Raw genomic sequence first — 22,761 nt, forward strand, 5'->3', positions numbered from 1 at the left:
AAATACCCCTCTTCGACTCAAGTCAGTCGGCTATCACCCTGATTAGCTATACCTCTAGAACCACTACCCTCTTGAGGGGGAGCGGCTTGTGGAGTGCCGGAAACCCGCTGACCCACTGAACCCAGAGATGAGGGAGGTGTAACCGAATTATCTTTAGCTATCTGTTGCGGCACATAAGACCCAGCCGGCTGCCCCTGCGGCCCAGGGCTCGATGCAGCGCCTCCACCAAACGCGGAGAAGTGCATGAAGTTGCTCATGCTGCCTTGCCAGACGGCCGCCGCCAACGTAGGCACGGTGATGATGAGCATCGTCATAATCAGCCCAATACCACCCTGTTGCAGCGCCTGGCTCGACAATCCTTCCGCATTGCCCAACGTGAACAGTTGTGCAGCCCAGTAGGCCGCAGCCACTTTTGCCGTGAATTTCAGCACCATCGCCGTCACCGCCGACAGCATGGCCATCGAGAACAACGTGCCCAGTAAATAGGGATCTTCGCGGATCACTGTGGGTGCAATCGAGCATTTTCGGGTAGCGCGGGCAGGAAGCTGGCGATGATCTTGAGCCTCAGGAACTCCTCGTCGCGATAGCCGTAGGCGCTGCGCTGGATGACCCGGATCTTGTTGTTGAGCCCTTCCACCAGGCCGAGGCTGACCTTGTTCTCCGGCCTGCAGTACGCCGCGATGCCGTCCCAGTGCCGCTCGATCATCCCCACGAACGTCTGGTAGGGCGCCAGCCGCTGCCAGCGCAGACTCTGCTTCCAGCGCTCGAAGAACTCCCGTGCACCTCGCTCGGTGCGGTAGCTCCACAGCTGCCCGAAGGACTCTTTCAGCAGGTACGCCGTGTTCAGACGTTTGTTGGCCGCCAGCAGCTTGGCGAGCGCCTTCCGACCGTCCAGGGTAAGGTTTTCGCGATTGCTCAGCAGGGTGTAACGCTGGCCCTTGATGTAACTGCGATCCTGGCCTTGAAGGCGCTTGTACTCGTCGCGCCGCACCTGATCGAGCGCGTCGGACAGGTGGCGCATGATGTGGAATTTGTCGAACACGATGCTGGCGTTGGGCGCGTTCTTGCCCACCGAGTTGCGAAACGGCCGCCACATGTCCATCACCGCCACGTCGATGCCGGCGCTACGTTTTGGGCCCAATTCGGCGAAGAACTGGTCGATGTCCGCCTCGGTGCGCCCACTGCCGCCGAACCAGATCGGTCGGCCGCGCTCCAGATCGCTGACCACAACGCGGTAGTCATGGCCCTTGTGGATCGCGATCTCGTCGATGCCGATGGCGCGCGGCGCCGGCGTCCCCGCCCGGCGCACCTGCTCGGCCATGTACAGCTTGGACAGCTCCTTGACCGTGCTGTCGTGCAGGCGCTCCAGCTCAGCCACGGCCTTGTGCGTCATGCTCCGGCACAGATTGCCCACATGCAGGGCGAATCGCTCGGTGTAGCGCGGATTCTTGGCCAGCCAGTCCAGCCGCTCTACGTGCACGCCGCCGCACCCCGGGCAATCGACCCGCCAGCGCTCAAACTCCACGAACAGCATCCAGCCGGCCGCCCGCAAGTCGCGGGCGCGGCACAGGCGCTTGTCGTAGCGGCTGCGACACCGATGGCCACAGTTGGAACACACGGCCGTTTTTTTCGGCGCCGCAAGGTCACGATCCGCGCCTTCGGGGCGCCGAACACGCCCTTGAGCGTGGACTCCGCCGCGAAGCCAGGGAAGGAAAACAACTCACTCAGCCGACGGCCCGTTTTCATGCAGAACACCGCGTCAAGAAGTCAGCACAGGATGTACCACCTTCTGGGACGGTGGAAAGGGCCTGTTTCCAAGGCTCAACGCAGATTCAGGGGCCTCAAGGCACCCACACGAATCCGCGATGAGCCGTAAATAGAACAGCCATTTCTTGAACAGGTCCTTGGTCTGGTCGAAGATCAGCGCCAGGATGAAAATCGGCCCGATCCCGATCAGGAAGGCCATGGTGAACTTGAACAACAGCAGCATCGCCCCAGCCGCCATCGGCGGGCTGGCAGTGCCGAAGCCTGCCAGCAGCACAGCACGGCTTTTCTTCTCCAGTGCCTCAGGATCGGTGGGGTCGACGCGCACCGCATCCAGCGCCGTCAGCGCCAGCTGCGTGTAGGCAAGATTTTCGTCGATCGCATCGGAGGCGGTGCTGTCTTGCTCACCGGTAAACAGACCATGGATCTCCTTATCCAGGCCTTGGGTCATGGTCTGGTGCAGCATTGCGCCGTTGACCCCGACAGCTGAAGCAACGCTGATGATGATCGCGACCTTCGCCGCCTTGATCATTGTCGCCATTGCGTTTTCACGCGATTGCCCGGTGGCGATGCGATAGCCCAGAAGCAAGACCCACAGCGTGGTGACCGTCAATGCGATCGTACTGACCCACCTCATGGTACGGCTCATCAGCTGCAGGCCGAACGCCTGAATCTCGTTGCTGAAGTAGTCGTTGACCAGTTTGAAGAACACGAAGTCGCCGAGGCCGATATCCGCCAAGGGCTGCAACCGGCTGATCGCACGATGCGCACGTCGGTTTACAGCGGCGGTAGCCTGCAAGGGTGCAGTCATCGGCGTCATTCGGTCATACATCGCTACATTCCACGCGTCGGTGCCGGCGGGGGCATGTCCGGTTGCGGCCGCTGTGCATCCAGAGCGTGCGACTGCTGCTGGCTCTCCTGCAATGGCGGCACGTCGGCTGCCAGATCGACCTTGGTGCGGAAACCCGGTGTATGACCAAGGATCCAGGCATTACCATCCTGCACGGTCACACTGCGCAGATGATCGACGTTGACGATACCAGCGCGTTTGGCCTCCACGGTCGCATGCATGACCACTGCATCGGAGGTGCCCTGTGGCAGTTTGCTGTGGATGGAGCGATACAACGGATCGTTCTCCATGGAAGCGGCGTCCGACTCGACACAATGCTCGGTGGAGGTGCCAGGGGCGCCCAACGGCATCTTCCAGCCGGGTGCCACGTACTGCTGTTGGTGCTCTGCCTCCATGCGCTGCTGCACCTCCTGCCAGCGTGCGCCGGCCATCTCTGTCGTTCCAGCGCCGGCTTCCAACGTTCCGCGCAGACGATCGATGGCATCGACGGCCAGGCCATAACCGCCGCGTGCACCAAGCGTCAAGCCACCACGCAACACGTCCACGTCATCGCGATACTTGTCGATCATCGGCGCGTAGTGACGGGCTAACTGCTGCGCCTTGGGGTCTTCCAGCACCGAGCGGTCTGGACTGCCATTGGCATCCACCGGCAGGAAGTTGTGCATGCGGTGCGAGTCGGCGAGCGGTTGGGCGACCGCTGGATTACGTGCATCCAAAAGACTGCGGTCATTGGCGTAACCCGCCTTTTCCAGCAAGGCAATCTCCTGCTGAGTGGCGTAGAGCTTGACCTGGCCATAGTGCTTGCTGGCAGCACTGACCGCATCGCCAGCCATCACATGATTGATGACAGCGTTGCCGCCCTCGGGAATGCGACGATCCAGGCTGACTGCGCCATAGGCGTTGAAGGTCTCGCCCTTGAGGCCGAAGTGGTGCGCAGTGACCTGGGCCAGGTTGCCACCGAGCGAGTGGCCGGTGACGGTGACGTCGGGGGCTTTGCCGCCTTTGCCGAGTTCGTGCGCATAGTTCAACGCATATCGCGTCAGCTCAAGCGCCTCGGCAGCCTGCCTGTTGTGGCGGGCTGCAACCATGCCACCGTCGGTGTAGATGCCATCTTCTTTCAGCTGTCGGTCGGTCTCGGTGCCGCGGTGAGCGACGATGATCTCACGCGTATCGACGCGCTGATAGACGATGCCTTGATAGCCAGAGGAACTGTCTACATACTTCATGCGTTGATAAGAAACCCCGCCGATATCCACAGCCGGGCTTCTTGGCCCTGTCCTTTCTGGCTTGTCATAGACATCGCGCGAAAGTGCTGCATATTGCTGGCTAGTCAAGCTCATGGGGCTATCCTTTCGGCTGTTAGCGTCACCTTGAACAGATTACTCCGTGCTTCCTTATTAAAGTCTTCGACTTTCGACTGACCCATGTCGGGGAAGCTCGCCATCTCGGACGCTGGGTAGCGGGAGCTCCAAAAATATTTCGTTTCAGGAGTCAGTGTCACCACCTGCTTGCCACCTAAACTCGGCAAAAATTCAGTTTCCTCGCTTTTACCTGTCGCTTTCAGTGAAACTCCTATGCCGCCAAATTCCCAATAGCAGACACCTTTTCCGTAGTAATCAGCGTCAGCCATGCCATCTGTGTGGATCGTGGTCACGTAAGTGGCGTCATTGATCTTTTGGAAATCGATTGGAATCCCATCTTCCTTGGCTTTTGTTGACATACCCAATGCAGCATCGAACGGCGCACAGTCGTCGCGGTTGGTCATGTCATAGAACGCAGTTCCCGACACCCACTCGAACGGCCCCGGCGCATCCTTGATGGTCATCGTGATCCGGTACGCCTGGGTCGGATGCGGGTTCTTGCGGTAGACCGGATCGCCGTCGGTGGTGGTCGCGCCGGTGTCGTGTCTTTCAGAGCCAGTGTTCATAGGGTTGCATCCTGTCAAGAAAACCAAGACCAGAGAGCCAGCAATTCTGATTCCCAGCTTCCCGTTCATGCTGTCATCGTGCGTTGTGCCGCACGCTGCGCAGCTGTCATGGAATCGGTGAGTCGTGAACAAATGCGGTTAATGTTGACACGATATATCAACAAAGTGATGAGCATGAGCGCGAAGACCAAACCGAACTCGGGAACCTTCCTAATGACATCCATCACAAAGGGGACGCAAGCCGCTGCCACTACAAGCATGAACATCAGAAGTGTCATTGCACCCGCACTGACAATCGCCCGGCGAAGCTGTCTCGCCTCTTCGGTATGTTTTCCCGCTGCTTGCAGCTCTTTCCAAACAGTCATAGCACCAGCAACGAGCCCCAGCAGCATCGACACCACGGCGAAGTGCAATACAGCACAGATGGTGGCGGCATACTGTGCAAGGCCCATCAGGAACGTGAACGAAGTTCGATAGGCGAGGACGACCAAGCTCGCGGTCAGTAAGGTTGAAATCAGCAGGATAGTCAACATGCATCGAACGCCCTTGGGTGAGCGGTGCCAATCTGCGTTATGGGGGGAGAAGACGGTATCCATTACTTCGCTCCTGCGAGCTCTATTAAGCTAACTACGGACGTAGTCAGAGGTAAGGGATGAGCTTTGAGGGCTACCAAGTGGGAATTCCGCATTTAAAGATTGACGCCTTCGATTTTGAATTTTCGAATTCAATATTTTTTGAAAATCGGCTCCGAGCAAGCGGAGTAAAGAATTCCACATTGCATGCTGCTTGCTGATGAGCAACCATTCACTGCATCTCGTTGAACATCATCAATTGATGGACCTCGCGCGAAATGGAGCCTCCCTGAGGCATTAGCCCCATCCTTTTGAGGCCCTGCTATCGCGACGCACTGATTCTCGTAGTTCACCCAATCCTTACATTGACTTCCACCAACCTCAATGCATTTAGCTCGCGCTTCTTCCTGCGCCTCACGCTTAGAAATTCTACCTACTGCAACACCAAGTGTTCCGCTTATCGGATCGTGTGCAATTGCCCCCCAAGTTTTTATCCACTTACCGCTCGCACGAGGTTGCTGCTGGATAGAATTTTCTTGGGGAATAGGTGCACATGCAGCCACTCCTTGCCCACCGATGGGGTACTGCCCCGGGGGACAGCCCTGTTCAGCCATAGCTGAAAACCCGACCATCAATAAAGAAAATGGATAAACATTATTAAAACGCATATTCGCACGACCTTTTTAGCACAATACATGAGTGGTGCCTTTAGACGTCGCCGCTTTCACGTCTTCCGGCATTACCGCGCGAGCCTGCTTCTTGGATGACCGCAGAGTTTGCCGCACCACCAATCGCTTTAACTGCAGCAGTTGACTCTGCACTCTGTCCTTGCGCTTGATTAGTATTTCTATCTATCTGCTGCGGAATATACGACCCAGCAGGTTGCCCCTGCGGCCCCGGACTCGCAGCACCACCGCCACCAAATGCCGAATATGCCATGAACGTCCCCATATTCCCCTGCCAAATTGCGGCCGCCAATGTTGGCACGGTGATGATTAGCACCGTCATGAACAGCCCGATACCGCCCTGTTGCAGCGCCTGGCTCGACAATCCTTCCGCATTGCCCAACGTGAACAGTTGTGCAGCCCAGTAGGCCGCAGCCACTTTTGCCGTGAATTTCAGCACCATCGCCGTCACCGCCGACAGCATGGCCATCGAGAACAACGTGCCGAGTAAATAGAACAGCCATTTCTTGAACAGGTCCTTGGTCTGGTCGAAGATCAGCGCCAGGATGAAAATCGGCCCGATCCCGATCAGGAAGGCCATGGTGAACTTGAACAACAGCAGCATCGCCCCAGCCGCCATCGGCGGGCTGGCAGTGCCGAAGCCTGCCAGCAGCACAGCACGGCTTTTCTTCTCCAGTGCCTCAGGATCTGCAGGGTCGACGCGCACCGCATCCAGCGCCGTCAGCGCCAGCTGCGTGTAGGCAAGATTTTCGTCGATCGCATCGGAGGCGGTGCTGTCTTGCTCACCGGTAAACAGACCATGGATCTCCTTATCCAGGCCTTGGGTCATGGTCTGGTGCAGCATTGCGCCGTTGACCCCGACAGCTGAAGCAACGCTGATGATGATCGCGACCTTCGCCGCCTTGATCATTGTCGCCATTGCGTTTTCACGCGATTGCCCGGTGGCGATGCGATAGCCCAGAAGCAAGACCCACAGCGTGGTGACCGTCAATGTGATCGTACTGACCCACCTCATGGTACGGCTCATCAGCTGCAGGCCGAACGCCTGAATCTCGTTGCTGAAGTAGTCGTTGACCAGTTTGAAGAACACGAAGTCGCCGAGGCCGATATCCGCCAAGGGCTGCAACCCGTTCATCGCTCCGTGGAGAACTGCGTCCATTATCTTCTGCCTGCCTGTCGTGATGGAACGGTCAATTGGACAAGGCTGCTTTCAGCGTTGCGGCCTGCACGACCTGCCCCAACGGTTTGAGCCAGCTGTTCTTGTCGCCATCCAGCGCTTTCCTGGCCAATCGCGACTGGTCTTCCTTGAGCCCAACGATATAGCTGTCATACGCTGTCATCTGCGCCTGCCAGTAATCCAGGTCCATGGCGTTCTGTGCGATGAAACGCTGCACTTCGTTATCGTTGGCAGCAAGCGCTCCTTGGCTGGTACCACCTTTGTCGCGCTGCGCCTCCACCGTTTTGAACTGATTGTTGCGCTCTATGAGGCGCTTGATCATGCGTACTGACTCGTTGTACTTGGCATTTTTCGCCAGCACCATGCGTGTGCATACCTTCATTTGCTCCTCCACCATCTTGCCACTCATGTTCGGTGCGAGAGATTTGAATTGCTGCAGCATTCCTGAGAGGCCGGCTGGCGAGGAACCCGGGCAGTCGTCTTGCAGGCCATAGTCTTCAGGACGTTCGGCAAAGTTGTCGGCCATGGTGGAAGTCCCCAGGTTCAACCGCTGAAGCTTGATGAGCTGCTGCTGATAATGATCCAGCTGCTGCTGATACTGCTTGAGAGTGTCGGTCCATCGCTTGGCCTGCTCTGCGTACTCCTGCAAAGCCTTCCCCATCGACGTTGGGTCATTGACAATCACACCCACCGCATTCGCGGGCCCAGCGCCAAGACCGGCAGCAAGTAACAAGCCTGCGGCGAGGCGTGAGAACGAAGGGCGTGAGCGGCGTGAGCGGTCATTCATGGCGGGACTCGTCGATCTTGTTGGGTGCAGATGGAGGGCGGGGCAGCAAACGAGGGATAACGAGGGCACAGGCAGGAAGGCAATACATAGCCCAGGCAAGTGGCCGGGAGTCAAGCGCGTCACGCAATCCTGAAGTGCCAGAGCTCTGTTCAGACACAGGCGCAGCGACGTGAAAGACGTCGCCAGGGGTGCGGAGATGAGCGCCCGCTGGGCCATTATCCTATGTAAGGTTGAGGCAGGTTGTTAGCAACACTGGCATAGGTCAAGACAAATTGCCACTATTTGCCAGCGCTCCAGACCGTCATTCCATCGTCTAGCGTCCGCCACCTCAGGAGCAACGTTGCCCGAGTAGGAAAAATCTGACATCCGATCGGGGGGTTGCCTCACCCTAGGCAGCTACTGGAGACGTGCGCGTGCCCCCCCCCCCATGTCACGACAGGTGGCCGATTCCGGGTCAGTGGGCGATCTCCGTCAAGGCGTGTAGCCCCACTTCGAGATGATCAATTCCAGGGTCGCTTGATTCACTGGGACAACGCCTGGACACGTCATCAGGTAGGTCCGGCGTGCAGTCGCCGTGGCCGGCGGGTTGAAGGCCGGGCTCCATACCTGGATGGCATGGAAGGCTGCGATCGACGCCGTACATTCGGGACCGGGAGCGCCAGCGTCAGGGCCGGACACGCCGGCCATGCAAAGAAAGACCGAACACGGATCTACCGCCTGGGCGCGAACTGGGGCGCTCACGCCAAGACCTAACGCCGCAGCCAGTGCAAGCGTGGTGGCCATGGTGCATCGCTTCATGATGAATACCTCCCTGGTAGTAGTTGAAGTGACATGCTTGTCTCTGGACGATTTGCGATAAGCATGGCTCAGCGAGACAGTCTAGCCACCGGTTTCCACGGCCCAGACTGGGGCGCCTAACTTTCCGTCTTCGCCAGAATGGCAGCCCTCAAATTATCATTGGAACCGATGCACGCGAAATTATCATTGGAACCGGCGCACGCGGCGTGGGGATCAGGCACCGCTGGCTAGCCGCTCAGCAATTGCTGCAGCGCAACGTCCCGCTACTCGCCTTTCTGCTCTTGGAGCGCGGCATTCGCCTCGCCAGCGGCGCACGGCCGGTCATTGCCGCAGGGCACCAGCTCCGTGCGCTCGACCCGTTCCGGAACGACGAATTCTGCCCGGTCGTGCGCCGTCTCGGTCGCCAGTGACATGGCGGTGTACACCACGTAGCCGGCCATCGCGATACCGATGGCGCCTGCCACCAGCATGGCGGTGGACGCAAGCCACAGGCGCCGCGCGGCGGCGGTCTCGAAGGACCGCTGCGCTTGCAGGAAACGCTGTGTGGTCTGCTGCAGACTGGTTTCGGCCTCGGCCAGCGTCTTGTCGAACTGGTCCAGTGCCGGATCCAGCCCCTGCTGGCTCGCTTGCACCAGCTGCGGCAGCGCACTTTCCACTACCTGGTCGATCCGCTGATCGGCGTCGTCGATTGCATACTGCAGCGTCTGCATCTGCTGCTGTACCAGCTCCTGCAGGCGCTCGTCGCGTTGCCTCATGGTCGCGAGCAGTATGGCCATGGCCTTGACGGCCTCCTGCAACTGCTGTCTGGACGCCCCCAGAATGGCGTTGGCTTGCAGCAGTTCGGGGACATTCTGGCTCTTCATCGTCGTTCTCCCAACGTTTGGATGCAATGCGCGTTAAGTGGATTACCCGCCACCGCGACCTCCACCATCCCCACCACGTCCAGCAGTTCCCGGCAGGCCGTAGTGGAGCATACGCCACGGGGGCACTCCAGGATCTCCTGCGCGTGAATCGATTATCCAAGGATGCTGGTCGATCGATCTTGCACGCCAGTCGCCAGGCGGCATCCGCCACCGGCAGGCAAGCCCAGCAGGAGCAGCCGCCTCTCCGGCACAGCGGCAAGCCGAGCGCATGTTCGCCAGTCTGGCCGCCCTGCGCCCCCCCCCTACCGCCAACCGCCGCCGCTCCGGACCGATCGCCAATCGCTGCCTTTGAGCTCGCTTGCGACGAACCTGAGCCATTAACCTCCATGGAGTGACCGGCTTCGCAGTTCCACAATCGCGCTGAATTTCGACTAAATATTCCTGCAAGGAGCCGATACCTCCTTGGACCGGCACCTTGCGGCATGCGTGGAGCGCATGTTGCCCGTGTCGCAGCGAACTCCCCGCGCCACCGTACCGCCCGAGGCACCCATGAGCACCCTATCGCCCGATTTGCCTGCGCCGTTGACGCTTGCCCTGGAAGGCGAGATGACCATCCGCCGCGCCGCCGAGCTCAAGCCGTTGCTGCTGCCGGCGCTGGAGCATCCGGGCGGGCTGCATCTGGATCTGGGCGCGGTCAGCGAGATCGACACCACCGGCCTGCAGTTGCTGCTGGCCACCAAGCAGGCGATCCAGGCCGACGGACGACCGTTTTCGCTCACCGATTCCAGCCGCGCCGTAGTCGATGTGATCGAACTGCTCGGCCTGCTCGAAGCCTTGTATCCGCACGCGGTCGCAAGCCTCGACGCACGAATTCACTAACGGACCGGGTGACGCGCGCATGGACATGCACCAGCTGATGCAAACCTTCCTGGCCGAAAGCCGGGACCTGCTCGAAGACATGGAACGCCACCTGCTCGAAGCCGAGCGCGGCGAATCCTCGCCCGATGCGGTCAACGCGATCTTCCGCGCCGCGCATACCATCAAGGGCTCGGGCGGCCTGTTCGACCTGCCGCAGCTGGTGGGCTTCACCCATGTGGTGGAAAGCGTGCTGGACCTGGTACGCGACGAAGCGCTGACACTGAGCTCTGAACTGATCGCGCTGCTGCTGGTGTGCTGCGACCACATTCACGCCTTGGTGGAGACTGCGGCCGATCCCGGCCACGCCGATGCGGCCGCATTGGCCGCCGAAGCCGAACCGCTGCTGGCGCAGTTGCAGACCTATCTGCAGGGTAGCGCCTGCGGCGTCACCGCCGCAGTTGCGCAACACGGCGCGCCCGAAAAACAGAGCGGTTACTGGCGCATCAGCCTGAAGCTGTTCGCCGATGCGCTGCGCTTCGGCAATTCACCGCTCAAGCTGATCCGCAACCTGCGCAGCCTGGGCTCGGTGGAATCGATCAGCACCGACTACAGCCAATTGCCGAGCCTCGAAGCGCTCGACCCGGAGGCCAACTATCTCGGCTTCCGGATCCTGCTGCGCAGCGATGCCGATCGCGCCGCCATCGAGGACGTGTTCGAATTCGTACGCGAAGACTGCGAGCTGGAGATCGCCGCAGTAGCTGCACCGACCGATGCGACCGCGTTGGTCACCGTTGCGCCGGCGGCGATGACGGTGCCGGCCAGCACACCGGCAACCGCATCGGCCCCACCACGAGCAGCAGCGGAGACCGGCACGCGCGGCGGAGCCGAAGCGCGCTCGATCCGGGTGGATGCCGACAAGCTCGATCGCATGATCGACCTGGTGGGCGAACTCATTATTGCCGTGTCCAGCACCAACGCCAACGCGCAGCGCAGCGGCGATGCACAACTGCTGGAATCGGCTTCGATCCTGGCCGGGCTGGTGGAAGAAGTACGCGAAAGCGCGCTGCAGTTGCGCATGGTCAAGATCGGTGGCACCTTCAGTCGCTTCCAGCGCGTAGTACACGATGTGGCGCGCGAACTGGGCAAGGACATCGCGCTGGTGGTGGCCGGCGAAGACACCGAACTGGACAAGTCGGTGGTGGAAAAGATCGGCGACCCGCTCACCCACCTGGTGCGCAATGCAATGGACCACGGCATCGAACCGGCTGACGTGCGCGTGGCGCGCGGCAAACCGGCGCGCGGCACGGTGGGCCTGAACGCGTATCACGACTCCGGCAGCATCGTCATCCAGATCACCGACGACGGTGGCGGCCTGAATCGCGACAGGATCCTGGCCAAGGCGCTGGAACGTGGTCTGGTCGAACCCGGCCGCCAGCTCAGCGACCGCGACGTCTTCGCGATGATCTTCGAGCCGGGTTTTTCCACCGCCGAAAAGGTCACCAACCTGTCCGGCCGCGGCGTTGGCATGGATGTGGTCAAGCGCAACATCACCGCGCTGCGCGGCACGGTGGACATCGACAGCGCCGCCGGCCTGGGAACCACCATTTCGGTCCGCCTGCCGCTGACCCTGGCCATCATCAATGGCTTCCAGGTCGGCGTGGGCAAGTCGGTATTCGTGGTGCCACTGGACGTGGTGGAAGAGTGCGTGGAATTCGCACCGGACTACGCCAGCGACTACATCGACCTGCGCGGCAGCGTGCTGCCGTACGTGCGCCTGCGCGAGCTGTTCGCGCTTGGCAGCAAACAACCTGCACGCGAAAGCATCGTGGTGATCCGTCAGGGCACGCAGCGCTTCGGCCTGGTGGTGGACACCTTGCTGGGCGAATGGCAGACGGTCATCAAGCCGCTCTCGAAGGTCTTTGCGCAGGTCAAGGGCATCAGCGGCTCCAGCATCCTGGGCAGCGGCGATGTCGCACTGATCCTGGATGTGCCCAGTCTGATCCAGCAATTGCATCCCACCCAGGACGCGCTGGCCGCCTGAGCGCTCGCCGTTGCTCTGCTGTCACCGCATCGTTTCGTCGTCACCTGACACTCGGAAACCACCGCCATGTCACATCGTCTCCCGCCCGCTACCCAGCTCTGGCTCAGCACCGCCGTGGTCGTTGCCGTCCCCGTGTTCGTTGTCGTGGCAAGCATTGCATTGTCGCTGTCGTCCACTGCCCTGCTGGCCGCCAGTACGGTCGCCGCGCTGCTCGGGGCAGCGCTGCTGGCCTGGTCCATCCGCAGCACCAGCACATCGCTACAGCTAGCCACCACCACCGTGGATGCCTTCGCGCGCGGGCATTTCGACGTGACCCTGCCGCCGCTTCGCGGCGAGCCGGCCAGCGACCTCCTGCGCAGTCTGCACACGCTGCAAGATGGCATGCGCCACCTGCACCAGGAGATCGACCGGGTCTTGCGCGAACACGATGGCGGCGAGATCGATGCGCGCATCGATGCCGCGCGGTTCGATGGCGACTTCCACGCCATGGGCGATGGCATCAACCGCATGGTGACCAGCCACATCGCGGTCAAGAAGCAGGCCATGGCCTGCGTGGCCGAGTTCGGCCGGGGTAACTTCTCCGCAGAACTGGAACGCCTGCCTGGCAAGAAGGCCTTCATCAACGAGATCGTCGACCAGGTCCGCGCCAACCTCACCGGCCTGGTCGCCGAAGTCAACCGCATGTCGGGCGAGCACGATGCCGGCGATATCGATGTGGTCATCGACACCCAGCGTTTTGCCGGCGATTTCCGCCGCATGGCCGAAGGCATCAACGCCATGGTGGCCAGCCATATCGCGGTCAAGAAGCAGGCCATCGCCTGCGTGGGCGAATTCGGTCGCGGCAACTTCACCGCGCAGCTGCCATTGCTGCCTGGCAAGAAGCGCTTCATCAACGACACCATCGAACAAGTGCGCGGCAATCTCACCGGACTGATCGCCGAGATCAACCACATGTCGGTGGAACACGAAGCCGGCGACATCGACGTGGTGATCGACAGCAGCCGCTTCGATGGCGACTTCCGCAGCATGGCCACCGGCATCAACCAGATGGTGGGCGCACACATCGCAGTGAAGAAGCTGGCGATGGGCGTGGTGGCCGAATTCGGCCGCGGCAATTTCGACGCACCGCTGGCCCAGCTTCCCGGAAAGAAAGCCTTCATCAACGACACCGTGGAGCGCGCACGCGGCAACCTGCGCAGCATCTCCGAGGTCATCCAGGTGATGGGCGCGATGGCCGACGGCGACCTCACCCACACCGTGGAAGGCCGCTACGAAGGCGCGTTTGCCGACATGCAGCGCTACGTCAACACCACCATGAGCCGCCTCACCGAGATCGTGGACGAAGTCAATCGCAACGCCGAAAACCTGGCCAGCGCCTCGGAAGAAGTCAGCGCCACCGCGCAGGCGCTGGCCCAGGCGGCCAGCGAGCAGGCCGCCGGCGTGGAAGAAACCAGCGCCTCGCTGGAGCAGATGACCGCCTCCATCGGGCAGAACACCGAGAACGCACGCGTCACCGACAGCATGGCCGCCAAGGCCGCCAGCGAAGCGGCCAACGGCGGCGACACCGTGCGCGCCACGGTGGTGGCGATGAAGGACATCGCCAAGAAGATCGGCATCATCGACGACATCGCCTACCAGACCAACCTTCTCGCCCTCAACGCCGCCATCGAGGCCGCGCGTGCCGGCGAACACGGCAAGGGCTTTGCGGTGGTGGCCGCCGAGGTGCGCAAGCTGGCCGAACGCAGCCAGATCGCCGCGCAGGAAATCGGCGAAGTGGCCGGTTCCAGCGTGGAGCTGGCCGAAAGCGCCGGCCGCGTGCTGGGTGAGATGGTGCCGTCGATCCGCCGCACGTCCGACCTGGTGCAGGAAATCGCCGCCGCGTCCGAGGAACAGACTGCAGGCGTCAGCCAGATCAACACCGCCGTTGGCCAATTGAACCAGACCACGCAGTCGGCCGCGGCCAATGCCGAAGAACTGGCCGCCACCTCGGAGGAGATGAGCGCACAGGCCGAACAACTGCAGCAACTGATGGGCTTCTTCCGGCTAGGCAATGGCGGACGTGGCGTCGTCCAGGCCAGCAAGCCAGGGCCGCGCCGGGTGGTAGCGGTCGGCCAAGCCACCACCGCCCACGCGCCGGCACGGCGCACCAACGTGCGCCAGATCGGTGTGGTGGCCGCTAGCGCCGATGCCATCGACGAATCGCAGTTCGCCAGTTTCTGAAGGAGGCAGACGATGCAACCGCACAGCAGCGCAACCACCGGCACGCCATCGCCCACGGCACCGCAGCAATACCTGACCTTTTCGTTGGGCAAGGAACTGTTCGGCCTGGGAATTGTCGGCATCAAGGAAATCATCGAATACCGTGTACCCACCGATGTGCCGATGATGCCGCCGGCCCTGCGCGGGGTCATCAACCTGCGCGGTGCGGTGGTTCCGGTGGTGGATCTGCAGCAACGCGTGGGGCGCACCGCCAGCACGATCACCAAGCGCAGCTGCATCGTGATCGTGGAGATCGCCCACGGCGACAGGCACCAGGTCCTCGGCCTGCTGGTGGATGCGGTGAGCGAAGTGCTGGAGATCGCGGCCAGCGATGTTGTTGCCACGCCCAGCTTCGGCGCAGGCGTGGCGCGCGATCTTGTTCATGCCATGGGCAAGATCGGCGAGCGTTTCGTGATCCTGCTCGATACCGATGCCGTACTGGGCCAGGATGCACTGGCCCAGCTTCCCGCCGCACTGGCGGCCTGACCTCCGGATGCCCGCCAGGATGCCCATGCGCCCCGCCCTTCTTTCCTGCAACTGCACGCTGGCTGGCCCGGTCCTGGTGGTCGACGACAGCGCGGTCCAGCGCGAACACGCCATGGCCCTCTGCCGCCAGCTGGGCGCCGATGTGGTCGATGGCGCCGCCGATGGGCACGCCGCGCTGGACTGGCTGAGCCGCGCCAGCGCCCCATCGCTGCTGCTGATCGACCTGGAAATGCCCGGCATGGACGGCGTGCAGTTGCTCGATGCGCTGGCACGCGGCCAGTACACCGTGCCGGTGGTGGTGGTCTCGCAACGTGGTGGTGCACTGATCGATGCGGTAATGCAACTGAGCCGCAGCGCCGGGGTGCGCGTGCTCGCCGGCATCGAAAAGCCGCTGCATCTGCAGGACCTTGCCACCGTACTGGAGTGCGAACCCGCATCACGCACTACGGCGGCCGGCACGCTGCCGTCGGCGGCGATTTCGCCATTGACCCCAGGTGGCGCCGCTGCCGCCTCGCGGCTGGATCGCGCCATGCGTCGCGGCGAAATCCGCGTGGCCTACCAACCCAAGCTCGATCTGAAGGATGGCCGGCTGCGCGGCGTGGAAGCGCTGGCGCGCTGGCGCCGCCCGCAGGGCGACATGATCGGCCCGGACCGTTTCATTCCGCTGGCCGAACGCGAGGGCCTGATCCACGCACTGACCCAGCAGGTGATCGACAAGGCGATCGCACAACTGGTGGCCTGGCGCGGCGAGGGTCTGCACTTGTCGCTGGCCTTGAACCTGTCGCCCAAGCTGCTGGGCGAACCAGGCTTTCTCGAGCAGCTGTGCGCCAAACTGAGCGACAACGGCCTGAGTCCGGCCGATCTGGTGCTGGAACTCACCGAAAGCGCCATCGTGGAGCCGGCCACCGCGCTGAGCATGTTGGCACGCCTGCGCCTGCACGGGTTCGGGCTGTCCATCGATGACTACGGCACCGGCTTCTCGTCGCTGCAACGCCTGGCCAGCATTCCGTTCACCGAACTCAAGCTGGACCGCAGCTTCGTGCAGGCTGCCCACCGCAGCCACAGCCAGCGCACGGTGCTCGAATCCACGCTGGAACTGGCCCACCGGCTGGAACTGACCGCCGTGGCCGAAGGCGTGGAAACCCCGGATGACTGGCGCCTGCTGCGCGAGCTGGGCTGCGATCTGGCGCAAGGCTATCTCATGGGCTCGCCGATGCCCGGGCCGATGCTCTCGGACTGGTGGCGCGAACATGCCGTCCGCATCGCGCGCCTGAGCGAAGGCTCCTTCTCTGCCGATGCGGATGTGGCCTGAACCATGAGTACCGCCACTGCCATCACCGAACAGGAGTTCGGCCGCTTCCAGCGCTTCATCTTCGAGGCGGCCGGCATCAGTATTTCCTCCGGCAAGAAGGCCATGCTGTGCGGCCGCCTGGGCAAGCGCCTGCGCGAGCATCAGTTCGACAGCTACACCCAGTACCTGCAGCTGCTGGAAAGCCGCCAGGACCGCACCGAGATCCAGACCGCAATCGATCTGCTGACCACCAACGAAACCTATTTCTTCCGCGAGCCCAAGCATTTCGACCTGCTGCGCAAGCTGTCCGACGAGCACCGCGGCGGGTTGCCATTCCGTTGCTGGAGCGCGGCCAGTTCCAGCGGTGAAGAGGCCTACAGCATGGCGATGGTGCTGGACGATAGCCTGCAGGGGCGTCCGTTCGAGGTGGTGGGTACCGACATCAGCACCCGCGTGCTGGCCAAGGCGCGCACCGGGCACTACGCGCTGCAGCGCATCGACGGTATTCCGCAGCCGTATCTCAAGCGCTACTGCCTGCGTGGCCAGGGCGAATACGCCGGCACCTTGCTGGTGGAACGGCGCCTGCGCGAGCGCGTGCAGTTCGTGCACGCCAACCTCAACACCGCGCTGCCGCTGCTGGGCAGCTTCGATGCGATCTTCCTGCGCAATGTCATGATCTATTTCAACGGCCAGACCAAGCGCGAGGTGATCCTGCGCGTGCTCGCCAACCTGAAATCGGGCGGATATTTCTGCATCGGCCATTCGGAAAGCCTGAGCGAACTCGACATCGACCTGGTCCAGGTGGCACCCTCGATCTTCCGCAAAGCATGAGCCCAAGGATCCGCCGTGCCGACAGCGTTCAACCGCCCCGCCGCCCAGCCCGCCACCAACACCCACACGAATACCATCAAGGCGATGGTGGTCGACGATTCGGCGGTGGTGCGCCAGGTGCTGGTGGGCGTGCTCAACGATGCGCAGGGCATCGAGGTGATCGCCACCGCCGCCGACCCGTTGCTGGCGATCGAGAAAATGCGCCAGCAGTGGCCCGACGTGATCGTGCTGGATGTGGAAATGCCGCGCATGGATGGCATCACCTTCCTGCGCAAGATCATGAGCGAGCGCCCCACCCCGGTGGTGATCTGCTCCACGCTCACCGAAAAAGGCGCGCGCGTGACCATGGATGCGCTGGCTGCCGGTGCGGTGGCGGTGGTGACCAAACCCCGGCTGGGGCTCAAGCAATTCCTCACCGATTCGGCCGATGAGCTGGTGGCCACGGTGCGCAGCGCCGCACGCGCCAACGTCAAGCGGCTGGCCGCACGCGTGACCGCCGCACCACTGGAAGCCGAGGTCAAGCACACCGCCGACGTGATCCTCCCCGCGCAAAGCGGCCGTGCGCTGGCACAGACCACCGAACGCATCGTGGCCATCGGTACCTCGACCGGCGGCACCCAGGCGCTGGAAGAAGTCCTCACCGCCCTGCCACGCGTCTGCCCGGGCATCGTCATCGTCCAGCACATGCCGGAAAAGTTCACTGCGGCCTTTGCCACGCGCCTCAACGGCCTGTGCCAGATCGCCGTGAAAGAGGCCGCCAACAACGACCGGGTGATGCCCGGCCGGGCATTGATCGCCCCCGGCGGCAAGCATTTGCTGCTGCGGCGCAGTGGCGCGCAGTACTTCGTGGAAGTGATGGAAGGCCCGCCCGTGAACCGGCACCGCCCGTCGGTGGATGTGCTGTTCCGCTCGGCCGCACGCGCAGCCGGCAGCAATGCGCTGGGCATCATCATGACCGGCATGGGCGACGATGGTGCCGCCGGCCTGCTGGAAATGCGCCAGGCCGGCGCGCGCACGGTGGCGCAGGACGAACACACCAGCATCGTGTTCGGCATGCCCAAGGAGGCGATCAAGCGCGGCGGCGCCGACCGCGTCCTGCCGCTGGGCGCGATGGCGCGCGAGATCGTCACCCAGTTGCATCCTTGATCGCCTGGCCCTAAAGATCCATCCCCGCTGCCGCTATCGTTCTTGAAGACCCAGCATTGCGCGGGTCACCCGATGCGGCGGCAATCGCCGTCCCGGGACAGGAGGTGCAGCATGGCCACACGCACTCTCGCCGACAGCCTGTTCATCGATCCGGTCAGCGTCGACTCGGTATTCGTCGACCCCGTCATCGACGCAGGTGCCCACGTCCACTGCGCTGCCGCGACAGCGCCGCCAACCTGCATCACCGAGGACGAACGCCTCCGACAGCAACACCTGCAGCAGGCGCTGGCCGTGCAGTCCCCGCAATCGCAACCCGGCCTTCGCCCCGAGTGGGTGCAGGCGCGTGCGGCCTTGCTCGCGGCGGGCCATCGGCAAGGCGATGCAACCATCGCGCCGGAACCGCTCGGCAGCTCACCGCGCAACCACCTGCACTGACATCGTGTCCTGCACTGCCGACGCACGCCACTGACGTGCGCCGGCAGGCCTCATAGCTGCGAATCCAGCGGCAACCATCCAAGTACCATGGCAGCACTGCGCCGCCACACGCTGGCTGTCGGCTCGCGTGCCCACACCTGCGGCGGCTGCGCGGCATCGTCGTGCCAGCGTAGCTCGCCCTGCGCCAGCGTCACCCGATAACTGAGCGCTGCACTCACCTTGTGGGTGTACAAGCGTTCCAGCTCCGCAGTAACGGCGCGGTCCTCGAACAGCAACCCCATCTCGGTGTTGAGGTTCATCGAGCGCGGGTCCAGGTTGAACGAGCCGATGAAGCCACGCGTGTCGTCCACCACGAAGGCCTTGGTGTGCAGGCTGGCGCCGCTGGAGCCGAACAGGCTGCCATCGGGCTTGCCCATCGGCTTGAGCTCGTGCAGGCGCACGCCCTGCTGCAGCAGCGGCACGCGGTAGTCGGCATAGCCGCTGTGCACGGCCACCACGTCGTTGGCGGCCAACGAATTGGTCAGGATGTTGACGCGCACCTTGCGTTGGCGCAAAGCCCCGATCCAACGCATGCCCTGCTCGCCCGGTACGAAATAGGGCGAGATCACCTTCAACTCGCGCTGCGCGTGGGCCATCTGGCCGATCAGCACCGGTGTCATCCAGTCCGCCTGCGGCGGCGCGCCATCGGCCTTTTCCGGCGGGTCGGAGACGATGCGCGCGCGGTCCAGCCAATGCACCGGACGATCGCCCTGTAGCAAGGCCTGCACCCCAGGCGCACGCCGCAACCGCTGCACATACGGTTGTGCCCGCGCAGAGTCCAGCCCGGCATCCAGGCTGCCGCGCAACGCGTCCAGCGCCTGTGGCCTGGCCGTGGCCAACGCGGCCAACGGCAGTGCGTTGGGGCTGTTCCAGTAGGCGTCGAAGACCTGCTCGACCTGGCCTACCGCTGGCCCTACCACCGCCGCATCCATGTCCATGAAGTTGGTATCGCGCGCGGCATCGAAGTACTCGTCGCCCACATTGCGCCCCCCCACCACCGCAATCCGTCCATCGGCGATCCAGGCCTTGTTGTGCATGCGCCGGTTGATGCTGACCATGCGCAGCACCATCTCCACCCCACGCATCACCGTGCCTTCGCGTGCGCGGGTGGGATTGAACAGACGGATCTCGATCAAGGGGTGGCTGTCGAGCGCCGCCAACACCGAATCGCTGCCGTGCACGTTCATGTCGTCCAGCAACAGACGTACGCGCACGCCGCGGTCGGCGGCACGCAGCAGTTCGTTGTGCAGCAGGTTGCCAGTGAAATCGGCATGCCAGATGTAGTACTGCAGATCCAGGCTACGCCCGGCTGCACGCGCGGTGAGCGCACGCACCGCAAACGCCTCGGTGTTGTCCGCGACGATCACCACCCCGGTGTGCGCCGGATGTGCCTGCTGCAGCGGCGCCACCGCCTTGTCGATGGCCGTCACCATCGCCGTGGCGGGCAGTACGTGGCTGGCCGGCCCACGCTGGCGGTCGGCAAAACGGCCGTAGCCGTAAAGCGACAGCACACTGCCCAGCATGAACGCCAGCATGCCGATGCCGATCCATTTGAAGACGTTCCGCTTGCGCACCGCCAGCCCCAACACGTTCCAGCGCGGCAGTGTAGAGGTTGGCCTTGCAACTGCATGTGCACAGGCCGGCACGCGCCGGTGTGATGTCTCGGCATCACTGGCATGGGGACGGCTACAACGCAGATGCGGCACGCCGCACCTGCCAGCCACCGCGCCCGCAGGAAGCGAGTGCGGTCGCTCAAGGTGCAGCGCTTACCAGATCACGACACGCTCCTTGTCGCTGCGCACCATCGCATCGCCCGGTTTGCACTGGAATGCCTGCGCGAACACCGGCATGTTCGATGGCGCGCCATTGGCGCGGAAATTGGCCGGTGCATGCGGGTCGGTGTTCAAACGCACGCGCAATTCGCCGTCGGTGAAGTTGCGGCGCCACACCGTGGCCCAGTTCATGAAGAAGCGCTGATCCTGCGAATAGCCGTCGATCTGCGTGTTGGCATCGGGCTGTTCCTTCAACGCCATCTGCAAGGCGTCGTAGGCCACGGTCAGGCCACCCAGGTCGCCGATGTTTTCGCCCAGGGTCAGCTTGCCCTTGACGTGCACGCCGGGGATGGCCTCGTAGCCGTCGAACTGCGCCACCAACTGATCGGTGCGCTGGGTAAACAGCTTGCGGTCTGCGTCGGTCCACCAGGTGTCGAAATTGCCCTTGGCATCGAACTGGCTGCCGGAGTCGTCGTAGCCATGCATCATCTCGTGCCCGATCACCGCACCGATGCCGCCGTAGTTCAGCGCCGGATCGGCCTTGGGATCGAAGAACGGCGGCTGCAGGATCGCCGCCGGGAACACGATCTCGTTGCGGGTGGCGTTGTAGTACGCGTTGACCGTCTGCGGCGTCATATGCCACTCGCGCTTGTCCACCGGCTTGCCGATCTTGTCCAGCATGTAGCGGTAGTTGAATGCCTGGGCGGCCTGCATGTTGGCCAGGAATCCGTCGCCACGCGTCTCCAGTGCCGACCAGTCGCGCCACTGATCCGGATACCCGATCTTGGGCGTGAAGCTGGCCCACTTTTCCAGCGCGCGCTGCTTGGTCTGCGGACTCATCCAGTCCAGGCGTTCCAGCCGTGCCTTGAGCGCAGCGGACAGGTTCTGCACCAGCTGCTGCATCTGCGCCTTGGACTCGGCAGGAAACGCGGATTGCACGTAGAGCTGTCCCAGCGCTTCGCCCATCGCCTGGTTGACCGCGTTCAAGGTGCGCTTCCAGCGCGGCAGCATGTCCTGCTGCCCACGCAAGGTCTTGGCATAGAAATCGAAGTTGGCCTGCTCGAACGGCTTGGCCAGATACGGCGCCGCCTCATCGATGCTGTGGAAACGCAAGTAAGCTTTCCAGGTGTCCACCGGCGTGTCGGCAAGCATCGCATCGAGCTCGGCGAAATAACCCGGCTGGCTCAGCGAGAACGTAGCGGCCGGCACCTTGAGCGCGCTGAAGAACGCCTGCCAGTCGAAATGCGGCGTCACCGCGTTGGCGCCGGCTACATCGACCGGGTTGTAGCGCTTGGCCGGGTCGCGCAATTCGATCCGCGACAGCGAGGCGTTGGCCAGCCGCGTCTCGAATGCCATCACCGCCTTGGCCTGCGTCGCCGCCTGCGCAGCCGGGAGACCGGACAATTCCAGCACGCGCGCAATGTAAGCCACGTATTGCTCGCGGATCCTGGCCTGCGCTGGATCGCTGTAATAGCCCTTCTCGGGCAGGCCCAGACCGCCCTGGCCCGCATAGGCAATCATCTGCTCGGAATTCTTGTAGTCGGCATTGGCCCCGAACGAGAACACGAAGCCCTGGCCCTTGGCATAGCTGTCGCGCAACCACGCGGCGATGGCTGGCGCATCGGCCAACGCATCGATGGCCTGCAACTGTGGCTGCAACGGGGTGATGCCGGCGGTGTCGATGGCCGCCTCGTCCGAGCCGGTGCGCCACAGGTCGGCGATCTTGGCATCCACCGAACCAGGCGACAGACTGCCGCGCGCCAACTGCTCCACCAGCGCATGCTGGATGGTCAACGAGCGCTCGGCCAGTACTTCGAAGCTCCCCCAGCTGCTGCGATCGGACGGCACCGGGTTGGCCTTGAGCCACTTGGCGTTGACGAAACCATTGAGGTCCTGGCACGCGTTGATGGCCGGATCCAGATCGCCGCTGCCGAACGCCACGATCGGCGCATCCAGCTTGGACACATCCACCTTGGCCGGTGCGGCCTGCGGCGCGGCGGGCGCGGCCTTGGGGGCATCGTCGGAGGCGCCACAGGCCGACAATGCGACCGCGACGGCCAGCGCAAGCGACAACGGCGCGAAACTGCTCAACTTCATTCAATTCTCCAAGGCCGAAAAACCGCGCCATGCACGGTGGACAGTAAGCGCATGACCGAATCCCGTCGTGCTGTGCGCCACA

18 protein-coding genes and 2 pseudogenes are annotated in these 22,761 nt (G+C 62.9%); 8 read left to right on the forward strand and 12 right to left on the reverse strand.

All coding sequences use genetic code 11. The features are described from left to right. Window positions 1–17: 17 nt before the first annotated feature. The 10 genes and pseudogenes from ACCQ13_RS12630 to ACCQ13_RS12675 all read right to left on the reverse strand — a co-directional run. A pseudogene (locus ACCQ13_RS12630) lies at window positions 18–485 on the reverse strand (type IV secretion system protein); the annotation flags it as partial. Window positions 486–499: 14 nt separating this feature from the next. Beyond that, window positions 500–1,618, reverse strand: coding sequence for an ISL3 family transposase (locus ACCQ13_RS12635; protein ID WP_159406429.1), 1,119 nt, complete (start codon window positions 1,616–1,618; stop codon window positions 500–502). Between the two features lie 255 nt (window positions 1,619–1,873). Beyond that, window positions 1,874–2,575 (reverse strand): annotated as a pseudogene (locus tag ACCQ13_RS12640) (TrbL/VirB6 family protein); the annotation flags it as partial. 23 nt (window positions 2,576–2,598) lie between these two features. Beyond that, window positions 2,599–3,954, reverse strand: coding sequence for a Tle-like phospholipase domain-containing protein (locus ACCQ13_RS12645; RefSeq protein ID WP_159407287.1), 1,356 nt, complete (start codon window positions 3,952–3,954; stop codon window positions 2,599–2,601). Further along, window positions 3,951–4,610: a hypothetical protein gene (locus tag ACCQ13_RS12650; RefSeq protein ID WP_159407288.1), complete on the reverse strand. Its 660-nt coding sequence runs from the start codon at window positions 4,608–4,610 to the stop codon at window positions 3,951–3,953. Before ACCQ13_RS12650 ends, ACCQ13_RS12645 begins: the two co-directional genes overlap by 4 nt. Further along, window positions 4,607–5,137 (reverse strand): hypothetical protein, encoded by a 531-nt coding sequence (locus ACCQ13_RS12655; RefSeq protein WP_159407289.1) that lies wholly within the window; start codon window positions 5,135–5,137, stop codon window positions 4,607–4,609. Before ACCQ13_RS12655 ends, ACCQ13_RS12650 begins: the two co-directional genes overlap by 4 nt. A gap of 128 nt (window positions 5,138–5,265) precedes the next feature. Next, entirely contained in the window at window positions 5,266–5,781 is a 516-nt protein-coding gene (locus tag ACCQ13_RS12660) for a DUF4189 domain-containing protein (protein WP_159407290.1), read from the reverse strand. A 40-nt stretch (window positions 5,782–5,821) separates the two neighbouring features. Next, window positions 5,822–6,958, reverse strand: coding sequence for a TrbL/VirB6 family protein (locus tag ACCQ13_RS12665; protein WP_159407291.1), 1,137 nt, complete (start codon window positions 6,956–6,958; stop codon window positions 5,822–5,824). Between the two features lie 31 nt (window positions 6,959–6,989). After that, window positions 6,990–7,637, reverse strand: coding sequence for a hypothetical protein (locus ACCQ13_RS12670; RefSeq protein ID WP_167527009.1), 648 nt, complete (start codon window positions 7,635–7,637; stop codon window positions 6,990–6,992). Window positions 7,638–8,824: 1,187 nt separating this feature from the next. Beyond that, a complete protein-coding gene (locus tag ACCQ13_RS12675) occupies window positions 8,825–9,424 on the reverse strand; it encodes a hypothetical protein (RefSeq protein ID WP_104604492.1) in 600 nt (199 codons plus the stop codon). A gap of 549 nt (window positions 9,425–9,973) precedes the next feature. Between ACCQ13_RS12675 and ACCQ13_RS12680 the strand changes: the two genes are divergently transcribed. From ACCQ13_RS12680 to ACCQ13_RS12715, 8 genes are all read left to right on the forward strand, one after another. After that, window positions 9,974–10,303, forward strand: a complete 330-nt coding sequence (locus ACCQ13_RS12680) for an STAS domain-containing protein (protein WP_104604490.1) — start codon at window positions 9,974–9,976, stop codon at window positions 10,301–10,303. A 19-nt stretch (window positions 10,304–10,322) separates the two neighbouring features. Continuing rightward, the gene (locus ACCQ13_RS12685) at window positions 10,323–12,323 is read left to right on the forward strand and encodes a chemotaxis protein CheA (protein WP_104604488.1); all 2,001 of its coding nucleotides are present in this window, start codon (window positions 10,323–10,325) and stop codon (window positions 12,321–12,323) included. A 66-nt stretch (window positions 12,324–12,389) separates the two neighbouring features. Then, window positions 12,390–14,543 (forward strand): methyl-accepting chemotaxis protein, encoded by a 2,154-nt coding sequence (locus ACCQ13_RS12690; RefSeq protein WP_104604486.1) that lies wholly within the window; start codon window positions 12,390–12,392, stop codon window positions 14,541–14,543. Between the two features lie 12 nt (window positions 14,544–14,555). After that, window positions 14,556–15,068, forward strand: a complete 513-nt coding sequence (locus tag ACCQ13_RS12695; RefSeq protein WP_104604484.1) for a chemotaxis protein CheW — start codon at window positions 14,556–14,558, stop codon at window positions 15,066–15,068. A 25-nt stretch (window positions 15,069–15,093) separates the two neighbouring features. Then, window positions 15,094–16,380, forward strand: coding sequence for an EAL domain-containing response regulator (locus tag ACCQ13_RS12700; RefSeq protein WP_104604482.1), 1,287 nt, complete (start codon window positions 15,094–15,096; stop codon window positions 16,378–16,380). A gap of 3 nt (window positions 16,381–16,383) precedes the next feature. Next, window positions 16,384–17,190 carry a CheR family methyltransferase gene (locus ACCQ13_RS12705; RefSeq protein ID WP_104604480.1) on the forward strand — a complete coding sequence of 269 codons (807 nt, stop codon included), beginning with the start codon at window positions 16,384–16,386 and terminating at the stop codon, window positions 17,188–17,190. A 15-nt stretch (window positions 17,191–17,205) separates the two neighbouring features. Then, window positions 17,206–18,336 carry a protein-glutamate methylesterase/protein-glutamine glutaminase gene (locus ACCQ13_RS12710; RefSeq protein ID WP_167526910.1) on the forward strand — a complete coding sequence of 377 codons (1,131 nt, stop codon included), beginning with the start codon at window positions 17,206–17,208 and terminating at the stop codon, window positions 18,334–18,336. A 111-nt stretch (window positions 18,337–18,447) separates the two neighbouring features. Beyond that, entirely contained in the window at window positions 18,448–18,771 is a 324-nt protein-coding gene (locus ACCQ13_RS12715) for a hypothetical protein (protein WP_104604478.1), read from the forward strand. A gap of 50 nt (window positions 18,772–18,821) precedes the next feature. On the opposite strand, the gene ACCQ13_RS12720 is transcribed toward ACCQ13_RS12715, so the two are convergent. Further along, entirely contained in the window at window positions 18,822–20,384 is a 1,563-nt protein-coding gene (locus tag ACCQ13_RS12720; RefSeq protein ID WP_159407292.1) for a phospholipase D family protein, read from the reverse strand. Between the two features lie 192 nt (window positions 20,385–20,576). Continuing rightward, window positions 20,577–22,679 (reverse strand): M13 family metallopeptidase, encoded by a 2,103-nt coding sequence (locus ACCQ13_RS12725; protein ID WP_159407293.1) that lies wholly within the window; start codon window positions 22,677–22,679, stop codon window positions 20,577–20,579. Window positions 22,680–22,761 lie beyond the last annotated feature (82 nt).

The sequence above is a fragment of the Xanthomonas sp. NCPPB 1638 genome (assembly GCF_041475635.2).
In the GTDB taxonomy this organism is placed as follows: domain Bacteria; phylum Pseudomonadota; class Gammaproteobacteria; order Xanthomonadales; family Xanthomonadaceae; genus Xanthomonas; species Xanthomonas cucurbitae.

Excerpts from the sequence above, each read along its gene's own strand:
- ACCQ13_RS12645 (WP_159407287.1), bottom strand. The coding sequence starts at position 3,954 with ATGAGCTTGACTAGCCAGCAATATGCAGCACTTTCGCGCGATGTCTAT.
- ACCQ13_RS12650 (WP_159407288.1), bottom strand. The coding sequence starts at position 4,610 with ATGAACGGGAAGCTGGGAATCAGAATTGCTGGCTCTCTGGTCTTGGTT.
- ACCQ13_RS12655 (WP_159407289.1), bottom strand. The coding sequence starts at position 5,137 with ATGGATACCGTCTTCTCCCCCCATAACGCAGATTGGCACCGCTCACCC.
- ACCQ13_RS12660 (WP_159407290.1), bottom strand. The coding sequence starts at position 5,781 with ATGCGTTTTAATAATGTTTATCCATTTTCTTTATTGATGGTCGGGTTT.
- ACCQ13_RS12665 (WP_159407291.1), bottom strand. The coding sequence starts at position 6,958 with ATGGACGCAGTTCTCCACGGAGCGATGAACGGGTTGCAGCCCTTGGCG.
- ACCQ13_RS12670 (WP_167527009.1), bottom strand. The coding sequence starts at position 7,637 with ATGGGGAAGGCTTTGCAGGAGTACGCAGAGCAGGCCAAGCGATGGACC.
- ACCQ13_RS12675 (WP_104604492.1), bottom strand. The coding sequence starts at position 9,424 with ATGAAGAGCCAGAATGTCCCCGAACTGCTGCAAGCCAACGCCATTCTG.
- ACCQ13_RS12680 (WP_104604490.1), top strand. The coding sequence starts at position 9,974 with ATGAGCACCCTATCGCCCGATTTGCCTGCGCCGTTGACGCTTGCCCTG.
- ACCQ13_RS12685 (WP_104604488.1), top strand. The coding sequence starts at position 10,323 with ATGGACATGCACCAGCTGATGCAAACCTTCCTGGCCGAAAGCCGGGAC.
- ACCQ13_RS12690 (WP_104604486.1), top strand. The coding sequence starts at position 12,390 with ATGTCACATCGTCTCCCGCCCGCTACCCAGCTCTGGCTCAGCACCGCC.
- ACCQ13_RS12695 (WP_104604484.1), top strand. The coding sequence starts at position 14,556 with ATGCAACCGCACAGCAGCGCAACCACCGGCACGCCATCGCCCACGGCA.
- ACCQ13_RS12700 (WP_104604482.1), top strand. The coding sequence starts at position 15,094 with ATGCGCCCCGCCCTTCTTTCCTGCAACTGCACGCTGGCTGGCCCGGTC.
- ACCQ13_RS12705 (WP_104604480.1), top strand. The coding sequence starts at position 16,384 with ATGAGTACCGCCACTGCCATCACCGAACAGGAGTTCGGCCGCTTCCAG.
- ACCQ13_RS12715 (WP_104604478.1), top strand. The coding sequence starts at position 18,448 with ATGGCCACACGCACTCTCGCCGACAGCCTGTTCATCGATCCGGTCAGC.
- ACCQ13_RS12725 (WP_159407293.1), bottom strand. The coding sequence starts at position 22,679 with ATGAAGTTGAGCAGTTTCGCGCCGTTGTCGCTTGCGCTGGCCGTCGCG.